The sequence below is a fragment of the Hymenobacter sp. YIM 151858-1 genome, from assembly GCF_025979705.1.
Classification (GTDB): Bacteria; Bacteroidota; Bacteroidia; order Cytophagales; family Hymenobacteraceae; genus Solirubrum.
Genome location: NZ_CP110136.1, coordinates 2,238,404 through 2,252,361 on the forward strand (window position 1 = coordinate 2,238,404; position 13,958 = coordinate 2,252,361).

Here is a 13,958-nt window from a genome sequence, read left to right on the forward strand (position 1 = left end):
CCACCGAGCAAGCTGTACCTTTGGGCTTTGCCATTGAAGAACACGTGTTGCCAACCTCAGTTGCACGCGCAAGCCGCACAATATGCAACGGGCAGCGGTATTCGCCCCTAGGTGGCCGGGTTAGTTTTCGGCCCCGGGCCTGGGTGTTGCTTTCGGCTCCTGATAACCAACCTCTTGCCATGCCCGGCCAAACCGACCTTCGGCAACTCCTGCGCACCCTGCAGCCCGCGTTGCAGCCCGGCGCCTACGTGTTCTGCACCGTGCGCCGCCTCAGCGGCCTCAACCCCGACGATATCGTGTGCCTGTTCCGGGAGCAGGAGGGCCTCACGGTAATCCTCCCGCAAGCCGCGGCCGATGCCCTGGGTCTGCCCTACTCGTTCGTAGCTAGTTGGATTACGCTTACCGTGCACTCGGCCCTGGAGGCCGTAGGACTTACGGCGGCGTTTGCCACGGCGCTTACCCAAGCCAACATCAGCTGCAACGTAGTAGCCGCCTACTACCACGACCACCTCTTTGTGGCCCAAACCGATGCCGAGCGCGCCCTAGGTGTATTGCGGCAGCTCTCGGCCGAGGCAGCGCGAGCCTAGGTCGCCCAAGGCCGTAAGCTGCCTGGCACCTGGCCCCTAAGCGTATGTACCGACTGCTACCCCATTGGCTGCTACGGCCGGGTACTTGGCCAACTTCGCCCAAGCGCCGCCTAGGTGCCCGCACCGATGGGCTTAACTTGCAGCCTCTATTCCGCTTCTGCATGCACCTGTACGTTTATACCCTGCTCGACGACACGCTTCGCGCCCGCCTGCGGGCCCATTTGCCCGCCGACGTGCAGGTATCCTTCCGCAACGAGCTTGCCGACGACAAGCAGCGCCCCGCCTTCCAATCGGCCAACGTAATTCTGGGCAACCCGCCGCGCGCCTGGTTTGCCGCAGGCACTCTGCCCAACCTGCAGTTCTGGCAAATCGATTCGTCGGGCTTCGAGCAATACACCGGCCTGCAGCTACCCGTGCCCGTGGCCAACATGGGCGACTACTTTGCCTGGCCCTGCGCCGAAACCATGGTGGCGGGTATCATGGCGCTGTACCGCAACCTGCCGCAGCTGGCCCTGCTGCAAGCCGAAAAGCGCTGGGTGGGCCCGCCCGTTCGCGCCAACATGCAGCTGCTGCGCCACAAGCGCGTGGTAATCCTGGGTGCCGGTTACATCGGCCTGGCGGTGCGGCAGCAGCTCACGGGCTTTGGCTGCCACACGCAGCTGCTGGCCCGCACCAGCCCCGAAGCCCAGCTCCGCTCGCCCGAAGACCTAAAAGCCGTACTGCCCGGTACTCACTTGGTTATCAACTGCCTGCCCGGCACCGCCGAAGGCTTTTACTCCGCTGAGCTGATCGGAGCCATGAAGCCCGGCAGCGTGTACGCCAGCGTAGGCCGCGGCAACACCACCGACGAGCCCGCCCTGATTGCCGCGCTGCAGTCGGGCCACCTAGGCGGCGCCGTGCTCGATGTAACCGCCGTTGAGCCCCTGCCCGTGAGCAACCCGCTTTGGAGCATGCCCAACGTCATTCTTACCCAACACTCCGCCGGCGGCCAGCCCGATGAAGATGGTGGCAAGGTGGATATGATTCTGCTGAACCTAGGGCGCTTCCGAAATGGCGAGCCGCTGGAGAGTTTGGTCGATGTGGCGCGGGGGTATTAAGGTACAGCAAGCAGTCCAGCATCCTTTTTGGCGCTCCATGTGGAATTAGCCATTTCTGCGCATCTAATTACCAGACGGATACGGATGCCTGTTTATGCTTCTACGCTTACTGCTGCTTTGCCTTGTTTCTCCTTGCTTTGTGCAAGCTCAAATCGCGCAGATAACCGGCCGCATTGTCGGCCGAGCTGATAATCAACCACTACCTAGAGCTACTATCATCGAGAAAGGTACCACGAACGGTACATTGTCTACTTCTGATGGACATTTCGAGTTATCGACAAAGAACATTTCGGACAGCTTGACCCTGACCGTATCCAACGTCGGTTTTGATACGCGTTTTGTACAAGTAGCACCGGACAGCTATACAGAAATAGCTCTTGATTCGAGTCGGATACCATCACACCCTCGGCCTCACACGTTTTGGGGTAGCTTCAGTCTGCTGCCAGGTTTGAGCTATGCCCCATTTGGCGCGGATTTACGATTATTTACCCGCATGCGTGGTTTCAAATACCCTATCGGCATTGGCTTTACTTACCAGTCCAATGTACACCGTAACCACTTTTTTCGCAGCACTTTATCCCTCCCTAACTGGTCGCGCAACGGACGGTTTTTTGTGAGCAGCAATTTGGAGCGGCAGTGGCTACAGATTGTGCCGGCAAACTTGCATTTCATCAGTTACACCGGTACAATTGGCCTATTAAAGTACCGCATCGGCCCATGGTTTGGCCCTTGGCTACATCTGACAGCGGGGTACGCAGCGAAACGTTTTATTTCAGATGCTACCGGCTTTAGAATTGCTGGTTTGGGATACGGAGCTGGGCTTAGCCACGAGTTCAGGCCTTTCTTTTTGCGCTTAGGAGCCGAAGCTCGTTTTCTCCGTTGGCCTGGTTACTGGCAGCTACAAGGACAGGTGCTCCATTCGCTCGACGTAAGCCGCCGCTTTCGAGTAGGTTTGGCAGCACATTCTTTATTGCAGTACAGAGAAGTAAGCGTGATTATGTATTGTTCCTTTTAAGTAGTGCTTGATAAAGTAAAAGCCCGACCGGTGAGGTCGGGCTTTTACTTTATCAAAGTTCCAGAAGCTTAAGCTTCCTTGGTAGCATGGGTAATAGCTTCTACCATCGCCTCAGAAATGCCCGTGGTGCTGAAACCACCGTCGTGCATCAGGTTCTGCATGGTTACGTAGCGGGTCAGGTCCGAAAACAGCGATACGCAGTAATCAGCGCAAGCTTCGGCCGGGGCGTTGCCCAGCGGCGAGAGGCGGTCGGCGTACTCGTAGAACGCATCGAAGCCGCTGATGCCGGTACCAGCCGTGGTTTTGGTAGGCGACTGCGAAATGGTATTTACGCGCACCTTTTTCTGGGTACCTAGGCGCTGGCCGTAGCTGCGGGCAATGCTTTCGAGCACGGCCTTCGCCTGCGACATATCGGTGTAGTCGAGGAATGCGCGTTGCGCCGCTATGTACGACAGGGCTACTACCGAACCCCACTCATTCAGGGCGTCCTGCTTCTCGGCTACGTGCAGCATCTTGTGGAACGACAAAGCCGAAATGTCGAGCGTCTTCTGGAACCAGTCGTAGTTCAGCTCGCCGTAGTGCTTGCCCTTGCGGATGTTCGGGCTCATGCCGATGCTGTGCAGCACGAAATCGATTTTGCCGCCCAGTTGCTCCACCGCGCCGCTGAATACTTTTTCCAGGTCTTCTACCACGGTGGCATCGGCCGGAATGATCGGGGCGCTGCACTGCTCGGCCAGCTTGTTGATTTCGCCCATGCGCATGGCAAGCGGCGCGTTGCTGAGCACGAACGTTGCGCCTTCTTCGTGGCAGCGCTGAGCTACCTTCCAGGCAATGGATTGTTCGTTGAGGGCACCGAAGATGATGCCGCGCTTGCCGGCAAGTAGGTTGTTGGCCATAAAAACGGTTGAGTCGAGTCGGAGGAAGGAATATGGAATGGGCAAAAATAGGGTTTCGGTCTAGATTGTCATGTCGAGCTAGGCGAGACATCTGAGTCAGGCCGTTCGTGGTAGTTCCAACCCAGATGTCTCGCTGCGTTCGACATGACAGTTAGTACCCGCCCACATCCTAGTTCAGCGCCTTCCACTCGGGGTTGTGCGCCGCGATTAGTGCATCCTTCTTCGGGCGCCCCCAGCCCTTCAGCTCCTTCTCGCGCGCAATGGCCTGCTGAACACTGGCGTAATGCTCCCAGTGCACAAGCAGATGACACCAGTACCTTCCAGCGAATGTGTGTGGCTTTCCTGCATTCTCTAAGTGCTCGTCCAAACGCCGCACCATATCGTTGGTAACGCCGATGTAGAGCACGGTTTTCTTTGGGTTGGTAACGATATAGACGTAATAGTTGTGATATTTCATAGAGATAAGAACCTCTGTCATGTCGAGCGGCAGCGAAACATCTGGGGACGGACCGTCTGCTACGATTCTAACTCAGATGTCTCGCTGCCGCTCGACATGACAATTCCGGCCTACGCCGCTACCAACTCGCTTTCGCCGCGCATCGAGAGCAGCTCGCGGGCGCTTTGCACGGCGTTTTCCGTAACGCGGGCACCCGAAATCATTTGGGCGATTTCGCGGATACGTTCCTCTTCCGTCAGGCGGCGGATACGGCTAACGGTGCGGTCGGCGCGGTCTTCCTTGTACACGAAGAAGTGCGCATCGCCGGCGGCGGCCATTTGCGGCAAGTGCGAAATGGTGATGAGCTGGTGCTTTTTGGCCATTTGCTGCATCATGCGGCCCACCTTCACGGCTATTTCGCCCGAAATACCGGTGTCGATTTCGTCGAACACGATGGTAGGCAGCGCAGTCTTATCGGCCAGCAGGTACTTCACGCACAGCATCAGGCGCGAGAATTCGCCACCCGAGGCGGCTTTACTGAGCGTTTGCGGGTGGGCACCTTTGTTAGCCGTAAAGAGCAGGCAGATAACATCGGTACCGCTGGCTGTGGGTTGGCCGGTGCTGTGCTGCACCACCAAGCGGGCGTTGGGCATCCCTAGGTCGGCAAGCAACTCGGCCAGTTCGCGCTCAAACTGCGGGAAGGCTTTGCGGCGCTGCTCCGAAAGGTGCGCTGCCCGCTTGTTTACCGTAGCCAACGCGCCTTCGGCATCTTTGCGCAGGCGAGCAATTTCCTTGTCGAGGTTCAGCACCGAGCCTACCTTTTGCTGCAGCTCATCGCGCACGGCCAGCAGGGCGGGCAGGTCGCGCACCTGGTGCTTGCGCTGCAGGTTGTAGAGCACCGTCAGACGGGCTTGCAGCTCATCGAGGCGCCTGGGGTCGGCCTCGGTGCGCTGCTCGGCCATTTCGGTTTCGTCGGCAATGTCGCGCAGCTCAATCAGGCACGAGTCGAGCCGCTCCTTCAGCTGGCGTACCGACTCCGAATACCCGGCAATGTGCCCCAGCATAATACTGGCTTCCTTGAGCGACGAGGTGGCGCAGTACTCCCCTTCCGACAGGCTTTGCAGTGCGTACGTCAGCTTCTGCTTGATTTCCTCGGCGTGCTCCAGCTCTTTCAGCTCTTGCTCCAGTGCCTCCTGGTTTTCGCCATCGAGGCGGGCTTCCTCCAGCTCGTTTAGCAAGAAGCTGTGGTAATCAAGCTCCTTGTTGGCTTGGGCTACCTGGTCCTCGAGGTGCTTGAGGTCGGCGGCCAGCTTGCGGTACTGCCGGTAGGCATTGCTGTACTGCGTGCGGGTGGGCACCAGCCCGGCGTACAGGTCAATCAGGTTCAGCTGAAACACCGGGTCGCCGAGCAGCAGCGTATCGTGCTGCGAGTGGATGTCCATGAGGTTGGCGCCGACTCTGCGCAGCGTTTCCACCGTCACGGGGGTGTCGTTCACAAAGGCGCGCGATTTGCCGTTTGGGCTGATTTCGCGGCGCAGAATGCACTGCGCGTCGTAGTCGATGTCTTCGGCCTCGAATATATCCTGCAGGTGGTAGCCCGAAATATCAAAATGCCCCTCGATCACGCACTTCTTGGCCGTGTTGAAAAGCAGTTTCGAATCGGCCCGGTTGCCGAGGAGCAGCCCAATGGCGCCGAGCATGATGGACTTGCCGGCGCCGGTTTCGCCCGTGATAATGTTCAGCAACGACGAGGGCCGCAGCTCCAGCGACTCGATGAGGGCGTAGTTTTGTATGCGGAGGTCAACCAGCATAAGGTTGGTGGTTGCGTAAATAGTTATTGACAAACACCACCTAGGCGTGCGGCGGCCAAGTGGATACTTACAAACTTACTAAAACGTTTAGCCCATCCGCAAGCATAACCTCTAACCTATTTAGCAAATAATAACAAAAATCGCCTTTCCAAGCAATCAGGCGCAGATAAAAAAATTAGCAGCGGCAAACCTTGTTGGTTTGCCGCTGCTAATGTATGGTCGCTCAGCTGCCTAGGTCGGGCGTCAGCGCTGCTGCAAAATGGCCTGGTACTTGGCCGAGTTGGTGGGGTCTACTTCCTGCAGCAACGCCACTACGCCCTGCTTCTGATCGGCCGACTGGCTGCTGCGGTAGATGTTGGCAATTTCATCGGCCTTGGTTTCGAAAAACGAGCGGATTAGCGTGGAGCCCGGCCGCCGCTGGTTGGCCTGCTGAATGCCCTGCAACGCCGTGAAGATGCTGGTGCGGGCGTCGTCGGGCTTCTGAATGAAGATATCGAGGCCCTGGCGGTAGTAGGCGTACACGGCCGAGCGCAGGGCCTCGAGCTGCGGATCCTGCATGCCGTTGAGCAGCCAATAGCGGCTGCGCTGGTCGCGCTTGCCGTTGTCTTTCCAACCATCGTCGCCGTCGGCGCTTTGGCCGGCCGCTACCTGCAGGATGTTGCGGGCGCGGTCGAAGTAGCGCGAGCCACCTAGGGGCGAGAAGCTGTCCTGGTCCATGCCGATGATCATGTAGGCATAGAAGCCCAGAATCGACGACAGGTTGTTGACGTAGGAGTTCTCCGAAAAATCGAGCGGCTGGCCGGGCAGGTAAGTAAACCGCCACGACTCGGCGTAGCTCATCAGGTTGGTTTCGTAGGCGGTGCCGTACACGGGGCGCGTGCTCAGGATGCGCGCCGTAACTTGGTAAGTGCCGTTCTGCGGGATGGCGTTGATGCCGATGAAAAGGCGGCACCGGATACGCTCTTCCGGCTTGTACACGTCGTTGGTCCAGCGGCGGTTATTCAGGAAGTCGGCTATTTCCTTCTGCATCCGATTGATCAGCTGCGGATCGGTTATGGCCACGTTTTGGGCCGTTACCTCTACCTCAGCCAGCAGCTCCTGGGCTGCGGCCGGGCGGGTGCCGGCCAGCAGCATCAGCAACAAACCTAGGCAGAAGAAAATACCGTTACGCAACATGGGGCTGAAGGCGGGCAACAATGGCAGAAACAATATCGTGGGCTACGGCGGCTTTGGGCTTTAGCTCGAAAGCCGTGGCGCCGTGGGCATCCACGAGGGTAATTTTGTTGGTATCGTGGCGGAAACCCGCGCCGGCATCGCGCAGCGAGTTCAGTACCACGAGGTCGAAGTTCTTGCGCCGCAGCTTATCCTGGGCGTGGCGCAGTTCGTCCTGGGTCTCCAACGCAAAACCCACCGAAAATTGTTCGGGCCGCTTGGTTTGGCCCAGCGTGGCGGCAATGTCGATGTTCTTTACCAGCTCCAGCACCAGCGTTTCGTTGGAGCCGTCGTCGCGCTTCTTGATCTTTTCCGTAGCCACGGTGCCGGGCCGGTAATCGGCCACTGCGGCGGCAAACACCCAGATATCGGCCTGCTGCGCTACGGCGGCCGCGGCTTCGTACATCTCCTGCGCGGTTTGCACCCGCACCACCTGCACGGCCGGGTGCTCGATGCTCAGGCTGGTAGGTCCGCTCACCAACGTAACCGCAAACCCCGCATCAGCAAACTCCTGCGCCAAGGCATAGCCCATTTTGCCAGTGGAGTGGTTGCCGATAAACCGCACCGGGTCGATGGGCTCGTACGTTGGGCCAGCGGTGAGCAGTACGCGGCGGGGCGAATTCTGAATTCTGAATGCTGAATTCTGAATTGAGTTGGTTACGTCGCTGGCTAATTCAGAATTCATAATTCAGCATTCAGAATTCTCACAATTTCCTCCGGCTCCTGCATGCGGCCGGGGCCGCTGAGGCCGCTGGCCAGCTCGCCGGCGGGCGAGTCGAGCACGCGCACGCCGTCCTGGCGCAGGCGCTCGAGGTTGCGCTGCGTGGCCGGGTGCTGGTACATATCGAGGTCCATGGCCGGGGCCACCATGGTGGGGCAGCGGGCCGAGAGGTAAACGGCCGTGAGCAGGTTGGGGCACAAGCCGTTGGCCAAAGCACCTAGGGTGTTGGCGCTGGCAGGGGCAATCAGCAGCAAATCGGCCCACAGCCCTAGGTCGACGTGGTTGTGCCACACGCCGGAGGCTTCGTCTTTGATGAACCCTTGCAGCACCGGGCGCTTCGAGAGCGTGGCCAGGGTAATGGGCGTAACAAAAGCCGAAGCCGAGGGCGTCAGGATTACCTGCACCTCGGCTTCGGCTTTTATCAGCAGCCGCACCAAAGCGGCCGATTTGTAAGCGGCGATGCTGCCACTCACGCCCAGCAATATGCGGCGACCTGCCAGCATCGCGGCTTAGGCTAAACTAAAACTACTCGGCTTTCTCGGCCGTGGGCTCCTCCGGCTCGGGCATCCGGAAGGTTACTTTGCCTTCCAGGAACTCCTCGATGGCGAGGTTGGTGGGCTTGGGCAGACGCTCGTAGTGCTTCGAAATCTCGATTTGCTCGCGGTTTTCAAACACCTCCTCGAGGTTGTCGACGGTAGTTGCAAATTCGGCCAGCTTGCCGTTCAGCTCCTCCTTGAGCTTCACCGAAATCTGGTTGGCGCGCTTCGAGATGATGGCAATCGACTCGTACACGTTGCCGGTTTCGTTCACGAAGTCCGACAGGTTGCGGGTAACGATGGAAGCAGGAACGTTGCTAGGTACTTTCATAACCAAGTGATGGTTGAGGAATCTGGACAAATATGCCAAACGCGGCGGTTTGGTTACTGAGCCTTGGGCGTGGTGGCGGTTGCTCCTTCGCTGGCCGGCTGGTTTTCTTTCAAAAATTTCTGCGCGGCGTCGTAGAGCTGCTCCGCGTCTTTCAGGTTTTTGCTCTGCGGGAAGGCATCAACAAAGGCCTGATAATACGCAATAGCTTCGGTAAAACGCTCGCGCTGCTTGTTTTCCACGCTTTCGCGGGCCAGCTCGTACTGCGACACGAACTTGAGATAAGCCACCTGCTCGCCGTAGGGCGACGAAGGGTATTGCTGCTGAAAACCGTTCAGGGCCACTACGGCCGATTGGTAGTAGCGCAGCGAATAGTACAGCTTGGCCGATTCGAAAGCCTTCACATCCAGCTTCTTCTGCAGCTCGTTTGACATGCCTTCGGCCTCGGGGCGGAACTTGCTTTCGGGCCGGCGGTTCAGGAACTCCTGAATGGACTCAATCGCGGCGAAGGTGTTGGTTTGGTCGAGCTCGAACTCGGGCGAATCCTTGAACAGCGACTTGGCGTGCATGAATTCGGCCTCCTCGGCAAACGGTGAGGCGGGGTACGTGGCCGCAAACTGATCGAAGTAGTACGCGCTTAGCGTGTAGTTGCGCTGCCGGTAGTTGATGTTGGCGAAGTAGAACTCGGCCTTCTCGGCCTCGGGGCGCCCCTTCAGCAACGGAATCAGCGGCTCCAGCAAGGCACCGGCCTTGTAGTAGTCTTGCTTTTTCTCGTAGTAGTCGATGGCCGCCGTGTACTTCTTGTTTACGTCGGTGCTTTTCAGCAGCTTCTGGTAAGAGCTGCAGGCACCGAGCAGCAAGGTGCTCATCAGCAGGGCGACGACGCGAAGGCGGAATACGGACATAAGGGGGACAAAGGTAAGGGTTTGGCGGCCCAACGCAAAAGCCGCTCAGCCACAGGAGCCCAGCACCGCCGCAAAGGTTGCGCTGCTGCTGGGCCTAACACTTAACGTTTGGGTTTGGTGCTGCCCAAGGTAGCGGGCTTTTGTGTAGGAGCTGCTTTGGCCGCCGGAGCCGTGGTTTTGGTGGCCGGTGCGGCCTTGGCAGGCTTGGCCGCCGGTTTAGGAGCCGCTGCTTTAGTAGCCGGCTTAGCTGCAGGTTTGGCCGGGGCCTTGCCCTTAGCGGCCGATTTCCTGGTGGCTACCTTTTTGGCTGGCTTGCCTTTGGGCTTGGCGGCCGGCGCAAAGTGCTTGCCCAACACGGCGCGGCGGGTGGGCTTTTGCGCAATCAGCCACTGAAACCCTTTCAGCTGCTTATCCTCCTCTTTCAGCTCGTGCGGCGGAATAAAGCTGGCGTCGGGGTTGGTGAGGAAGGTGATGGTTTGCAGCTTGTTTTCGGCAAAGCGCAGGGCCATGTTGGCCGACACGGCTTTGTTGAGGCCGGTGGTGGCGGTGTCGTTTTCGAGGGCGTAGTACAGGCTTTCGGCGTTGCCCAGCACATCAACCTTGCGCAGCTTGCTGTTGCTGAAGTGCGCCACCATGTTGCGGCCTTTCACCTGATTGAAGTTCAGCAAGGTATCCTGGCCCACGATAAACGAGTTGGCGTACAGGCGCATCTGGTCGATTTTCTGCCGCCGCAGCCGAATTTCCATCGAGTCGGCCGTGAGCTGGTTTTTCTGGTTCCAGAGCACCGGCTTGGTGTTCAGGTAAATCACCGAGTCGCGGCGGTTGTAGGTAAGCGAGTCGCAGCGGCCCTGCAGCTCGCCGCGGTAAATCTTCACGCGCCGGTAAGCGTAAATAATGCCGGGGTCGTTGGCGGCGCGGCGCTCCACGCTCATCAGCGTATCGGCGGCGAGGTACAGCGTGTCGCGGTCGGCAATGCTGCGCATCACCGGTGAGCCCGACACCTTGGCCCGACCTAGGGCGCGCCAGTAGCGGCCCACGTCGCCGCGAATTACCACGTTATCCTTTTTGGCCGTCATCGACACGTTGCCGCGGGCCACGCCGTATTGCCGGGCCTCGTCGTAAATCAGCTGGTCGCCACCCAGGAGGTAGTTCGGCGTTTCAATCTTGGCGTTGCGCTGGAAGTCCGATACCCGCGTGCGGGTGTTGTATGTGCCCTTTTCGGCGTAGAGGTTGCCCTGCTGCCCCGTAATGCGCGTCGGCCCGAAGAAGTACGCCACCTTGGTTTGGGTGTTGAACTGCAGCGTATCGTTGGTGATGGTGTAGTCGCGGCTTTGCAGGCGCACGTTGCCCCGGAAGCTGAACACCTGCGTTTCGGTGTTGTAGTAGCCGCGCTGCGAATCGAGCGTGTTTTCGGGGTCGACGATGTGGCCGCCGTCGCGGTAAAAGGCGATGCGGCGGTTGAGGTCGTAATCGAGAGCGGGCGTAGTAAGCGTAATGCGCGGGTCGCGCAGGGTTACATTGCCCGTCATGCGGGCCAAGCGGGCGTCCCCGTCGTAAAAGCCCCGGTCGCCGGTGATGGTAACCGTGTCGTTTTGCACTACGCGCACGTTGCTGAAGGCCTCAATGGCGTTGCGGTCGGCGTACTGGTAGGCCGAGTCGCAGTACAGATACGTGTCGCCCTGCCGGAAACTCACGTTGCCGATCAGCTTCCGGATTTGCCGGCCGTTGAACACGCCGCCCACCAGCTCGCCCGCGCCGGGCAGCAGCTCGATGCGCTGGCCTTTTTGCGGCGGGGCCGTTTGGGCAGGGCGGCGCTGGGCCCACGCTAGCGGCGTGGTCAGCAGCAACAAAAAGCAGAATAAAAAGAAACGAAGGCGCATCGGCGCAAAAGTACAGAACCACAGCCCTAACGCACACTCGTCAGGTTTGGTGCATTTGCCGTATTGCTACGCATAGCCCGATTTCGTCCCAATTGCTTCAGCATTTGTGGCACGTTATCCACCTCAATGGCATCGGGCTGCAGGGCCAGCAACCGCCTGATTGATTTGCCCGAACGCCCGCCAAAAAGCACCACCTGCAGGCCCGCCGAGCGCGCCTGCGCCATGTGTTCGGGCGTGGCCAGGCGCTTGGGCAGCACCACGGCCTGCACCCCTTCCACGGCCGCTACTGGCAGCCGCTCATTAAATGCATCGGTAATTTCCAGACCTAGGGCCACATCGGGCAGCTGGGTTTTAAACTGCCGAAGCGAGGGCACGTGCTCGGTTACAATTAGCACCCGCTCGGCTGGCACTTGGTATTGCCGCAGCAGCCGACCTAGGGCGCGCACCAACTGGGGCGAGCGGGCGTAGGGCTGCCGGGGTTGGCAGGCGTCGTTTTCGTGCAGATCGAGGTGCAGGTACGGAAACGTTGGCCGCTTGCTCAGTTCCTGCAGCAGCTGCTCGAGCGTGGCCACGCGCTCCTGCTGAAACCAATCGTAGGGCGGCCCGCCGCGGTAGCGCAGCTGCTGCAGCGCGGCGGCAGGGTGCTGGCTTACGCAACCTTGGCCGGTGGTCATGCTTTGCAGCTCGGCATCGTGGTAGAGCACGGGTATACTGTCCCGGCTGAGCTGCACGTCCACCTCCACCCCATCGGCGCCGGCACCTAGGGCCTCGGCTACGCCGGCCAGGCTACTGGGCGGCAGTGGATTAAAAGGGTTGATGGGCGTGAAGAAACCCGAGCCCGCGTGCCCGATTACCTGCACCGGCGCGCGATTAGCACTACTGGTAGCACTGCCCGCGTGGCGGCTGCAGGCTACCAGCCCAACGCCAAATACGCAAATCAGCCAGGCGGCGCGGCGCGCGGTGACAACAGCAGCGTAAGATTTGAGCATAGAGCAATGGCTATACTTACTCCTCTCTCTACTGAATGGCAGCAACTTAGGTTTAGCCACCTAGGCGGTTTCGCGGCGGGGCGGGCAGGCGCTACCTTTGCCCCCTCTCCTAGTACTGTGCCTGTATGCTCGACCGCGTTCGTGAGTTCATTGCCGAAAACAACCTCTTCAACCCCGAAACCGATCAGCTGCTGGTAGCCGTGAGCGGCGGCATGGACTCGGTGGTGCTGCTCGATGTGCTGCACCGCCTGGGCGTGGGCGTGGCGGTGGCGCATTGCCACTTCGGCCTGCGCGGCGAGGAGGCCGATGCCGACGAAGAGTTTGTGCGCAAGCTGGCCAAGAAGTACGAGGCGCCTTACTTCGCCGAGTTCTTCGACACGAAGGGTTTTGCCGCGCAAGAAGGCCTGTCAACCCAAATGGCGGCCCGCGTGCTGCGCTACCAGTGGTTCGAGCAGGTGCGCCGCACCCAGCAGCTCGGCTACATTGCCACCGCCCACCACCGCCGCGACGCGGCCGAAACCATGCTGCTGAACCTTACGCACGGCACGGGTTTGCGCGGTTTGCACGGCATACCTGCCCGGCAAGGCAACGTGGTGCGCCCCCTGCTGGGCATCGGCAAAGAGGATATGTTCGACTACGTGGTGGATCGCCGCCTGGTGTGGCGCGAAGACTCCTCGAACGAAAGCACCGCCTACCAGCGCAACAAGCTGCGCCACGAGGTGCTGCCCACCCTACGCGAGCTAAACCCCAACCTCGACGAAACCCTGCAGCACACCGCCGAGCGCGTGCAGGGCGCCGAGCAGCTGGTGCAGCACATGGTGGAGCAGGCCACTCAGCAGGCCCGCCGCGACGAGAACGAGGCCGTGTACCTTAACATAGGCGTGCTGCAAGCCACGCCCGCCACCGCCGTGGTGCTGCAGGAAATGCTGCGGCCCTTTCATTTCTCGTGGCTGGTAGTCAAGGATATTGTGGCCTCGTTTCGGGCTACCTCGGGGCGGCAGTTCGAGTCGCCCACGCACTTGCTCGTCAAAGACCGCGACCAGCTCGTCATCACGCCCAAAAACCTAGGCGGCTTTGGCACTTTTCAGCTGCAGCAGGGCCAAACCGAGCTGGTGGCCGAAGGCCTGCGCCTGACGGTAACGGAGCGCCCCGCCGAGGGCTACAAAATCCCTAGGTCGCGCGAGGTGGCCGCCTTCGATGCCGACAAGCTGAAGTTTCCGCTCACGCTGCGCAAGTGGCGCGAGGGCGACTGGTTTATGCCCATCGGCCTGAAAGGCAAGAAGAAGCTCAGCGACTTCCTCATCGACGAAAAAGTACCCCTGAACCTGAAGCCGCAGGTGCCGCTGCTGGTTACGCCCGATGGCAAGGTAGCCTGGGTGGTGGGCCACCGGCCCGATGATCGGTTTAAGATTACCGAGGAGACGCAGCGGGTGCTGGAAGTGCGCTTGCAACGGAAGTAGCGCGGACTTTGTAGTCCGCGTCCTCGGATAGTAACTTCTAATCGTTGACCTAGGCTCTACGAGGAGAATACTATCCGAGGACGCG

General features: G+C 59.8%; 14 protein-coding genes. 4 read left to right on the plus strand and 10 right to left on the minus strand.

The genetic code is table 11. From position 1 onward, the window contains the following. The first annotated feature begins 179 nt into the window (after positions 1-179). The 3 genes from OIS50_RS09975 (at position 180) to OIS50_RS09985 (ending at position 2,699) form a co-directional block, all read left to right on the plus strand. On the plus strand, positions 180-587 hold the full coding sequence (locus OIS50_RS09975) for an ACT domain-containing protein (RefSeq protein ID WP_264690492.1): 408 nt from the start codon (positions 180-182) through the stop codon (positions 585-587). A gap of 161 nt (positions 588-748) precedes the next feature. Continuing rightward, a complete protein-coding gene (locus OIS50_RS09980) occupies positions 749-1,684 on the plus strand; it encodes a D-2-hydroxyacid dehydrogenase (protein ID WP_264690493.1) in 936 nt (311 codons plus the stop codon). Positions 1,685-1,823: 139 nt separating this feature from the next. Next, on the plus strand, positions 1,824-2,699 hold the full coding sequence (locus OIS50_RS09985; RefSeq protein WP_264690494.1) for a carboxypeptidase-like regulatory domain-containing protein: 876 nt from the start codon (positions 1,824-1,826) through the stop codon (positions 2,697-2,699). 68 nt (positions 2,700-2,767) lie between these two features. Here OIS50_RS09985 and OIS50_RS09990 read toward each other — a convergent pair whose 3' ends face one another. The 10 genes from OIS50_RS09990 to OIS50_RS10030 all read right to left on the minus strand — a co-directional run bounded on the left by OIS50_RS09990 (position 2,768) and on the right by OIS50_RS10030 (position 12,413). Then, a complete protein-coding gene (locus OIS50_RS09990; RefSeq protein WP_264690495.1) occupies positions 2,768-3,595 on the minus strand; it encodes an enoyl-ACP reductase FabI in 828 nt (275 codons plus the stop codon). Positions 3,596-3,764: 169 nt separating this feature from the next. Then, positions 3,765-4,052, minus strand: coding sequence for a GIY-YIG nuclease family protein (locus tag OIS50_RS09995; RefSeq protein WP_264690496.1), 288 nt, complete (start codon positions 4,050-4,052; stop codon positions 3,765-3,767). Positions 4,053-4,162: 110 nt separating this feature from the next. Next, on the minus strand, positions 4,163-5,842 hold the full coding sequence (recN, locus tag OIS50_RS10000; protein ID WP_264690497.1) for a DNA repair protein RecN: 1,680 nt from the start codon (positions 5,840-5,842) through the stop codon (positions 4,163-4,165). A 243-nt stretch (positions 5,843-6,085) separates the two neighbouring features. Beyond that, the gene (gene porD, locus OIS50_RS10005; RefSeq protein WP_264690498.1) at positions 6,086-7,018 is read right to left on the minus strand and encodes a type IX secretion system protein PorD; all 933 of its coding nucleotides are present in this window, start codon (positions 7,016-7,018) and stop codon (positions 6,086-6,088) included. After that, entirely contained in the window at positions 7,008-7,739 is a 732-nt protein-coding gene (locus OIS50_RS20530) for a phosphopantothenoylcysteine decarboxylase (RefSeq protein WP_319805287.1), read from the minus strand. The genes porD and OIS50_RS20530 overlap by 11 nt, the downstream gene beginning before the upstream one ends. Next, positions 7,736-8,278: a flavoprotein gene (locus tag OIS50_RS20535; protein ID WP_319805288.1), complete on the minus strand. Its 543-nt coding sequence runs from the start codon at positions 8,276-8,278 to the stop codon at positions 7,736-7,738. Before OIS50_RS20535 ends, OIS50_RS20530 begins: the two co-directional genes overlap by 4 nt. Before the next feature lie 22 nt (positions 8,279-8,300). Further along, on the minus strand, positions 8,301-8,642 hold the full coding sequence (locus tag OIS50_RS10015) for a DNA-directed RNA polymerase subunit omega (RefSeq protein ID WP_059067678.1): 342 nt from the start codon (positions 8,640-8,642) through the stop codon (positions 8,301-8,303). Between the two features lie 53 nt (positions 8,643-8,695). Continuing rightward, positions 8,696-9,544: an outer membrane protein assembly factor BamD gene (locus tag OIS50_RS10020; protein ID WP_264690499.1), complete on the minus strand. Its 849-nt coding sequence runs from the start codon at positions 9,542-9,544 to the stop codon at positions 8,696-8,698. A gap of 101 nt (positions 9,545-9,645) precedes the next feature. Then, positions 9,646-11,424 (minus strand): OstA-like protein, encoded by a 1,779-nt coding sequence (locus OIS50_RS10025; RefSeq protein WP_264690500.1) that lies wholly within the window; start codon positions 11,422-11,424, stop codon positions 9,646-9,648. A 26-nt stretch (positions 11,425-11,450) separates the two neighbouring features. Next, a complete protein-coding gene (locus OIS50_RS10030; RefSeq protein ID WP_264690501.1) occupies positions 11,451-12,413 on the minus strand; it encodes a glycerophosphodiester phosphodiesterase in 963 nt (320 codons plus the stop codon). Between the two features lie 125 nt (positions 12,414-12,538). On the opposite strand from OIS50_RS10030, the gene tilS reads away from it, so the two are divergent. Continuing rightward, positions 12,539-13,873, plus strand: a complete 1,335-nt coding sequence (gene tilS, locus OIS50_RS10035) for a tRNA lysidine(34) synthetase TilS (RefSeq protein WP_264690502.1) — start codon at positions 12,539-12,541, stop codon at positions 13,871-13,873. Positions 13,874-13,958: the final 85 nt, after the last annotated feature.

Excerpts from the sequence above, each read along its gene's own strand:
- recN (WP_264690497.1), bottom strand. The coding sequence starts at position 5,842 with ATGCTGGTTGACCTCCGCATACAAAACTACGCCCTCATCGAGTCGCTG.
- OIS50_RS09995 (WP_264690496.1), bottom strand. The coding sequence starts at position 4,052 with ATGAAATATCACAACTATTACGTCTATATCGTTACCAACCCAAAGAAA.
- OIS50_RS10030 (WP_264690501.1), bottom strand. The coding sequence starts at position 12,413 with ATGCTCAAATCTTACGCTGCTGTTGTCACCGCGCGCCGCGCCGCCTGG.
- porD (WP_264690498.1), bottom strand. The coding sequence starts at position 7,018 with ATGTTGCGTAACGGTATTTTCTTCTGCCTAGGTTTGTTGCTGATGCTG.
- OIS50_RS09990 (WP_264690495.1), bottom strand. The coding sequence starts at position 3,595 with ATGGCCAACAACCTACTTGCCGGCAAGCGCGGCATCATCTTCGGTGCC.
- OIS50_RS09975 (WP_264690492.1), top strand. The coding sequence starts at position 180 with ATGCCCGGCCAAACCGACCTTCGGCAACTCCTGCGCACCCTGCAGCCC.
- OIS50_RS10020 (WP_264690499.1), bottom strand. The coding sequence starts at position 9,544 with ATGTCCGTATTCCGCCTTCGCGTCGTCGCCCTGCTGATGAGCACCTTG.
- OIS50_RS20535 (WP_319805288.1), bottom strand. The coding sequence starts at position 8,278 with ATGCTGGCAGGTCGCCGCATATTGCTGGGCGTGAGTGGCAGCATCGCC.
- OIS50_RS10025 (WP_264690500.1), bottom strand. The coding sequence starts at position 11,424 with ATGCGCCTTCGTTTCTTTTTATTCTGCTTTTTGTTGCTGCTGACCACG.
- OIS50_RS20530 (WP_319805287.1), bottom strand. The coding sequence starts at position 7,739 with ATGAATTCTGAATTAGCCAGCGACGTAACCAACTCAATTCAGAATTCA.
- OIS50_RS09980 (WP_264690493.1), top strand. The coding sequence starts at position 749 with ATGCACCTGTACGTTTATACCCTGCTCGACGACACGCTTCGCGCCCGC.
- OIS50_RS10015 (WP_059067678.1), bottom strand. The coding sequence starts at position 8,642 with ATGAAAGTACCTAGCAACGTTCCTGCTTCCATCGTTACCCGCAACCTG.
- tilS (WP_264690502.1), top strand. The coding sequence starts at position 12,539 with ATGCTCGACCGCGTTCGTGAGTTCATTGCCGAAAACAACCTCTTCAAC.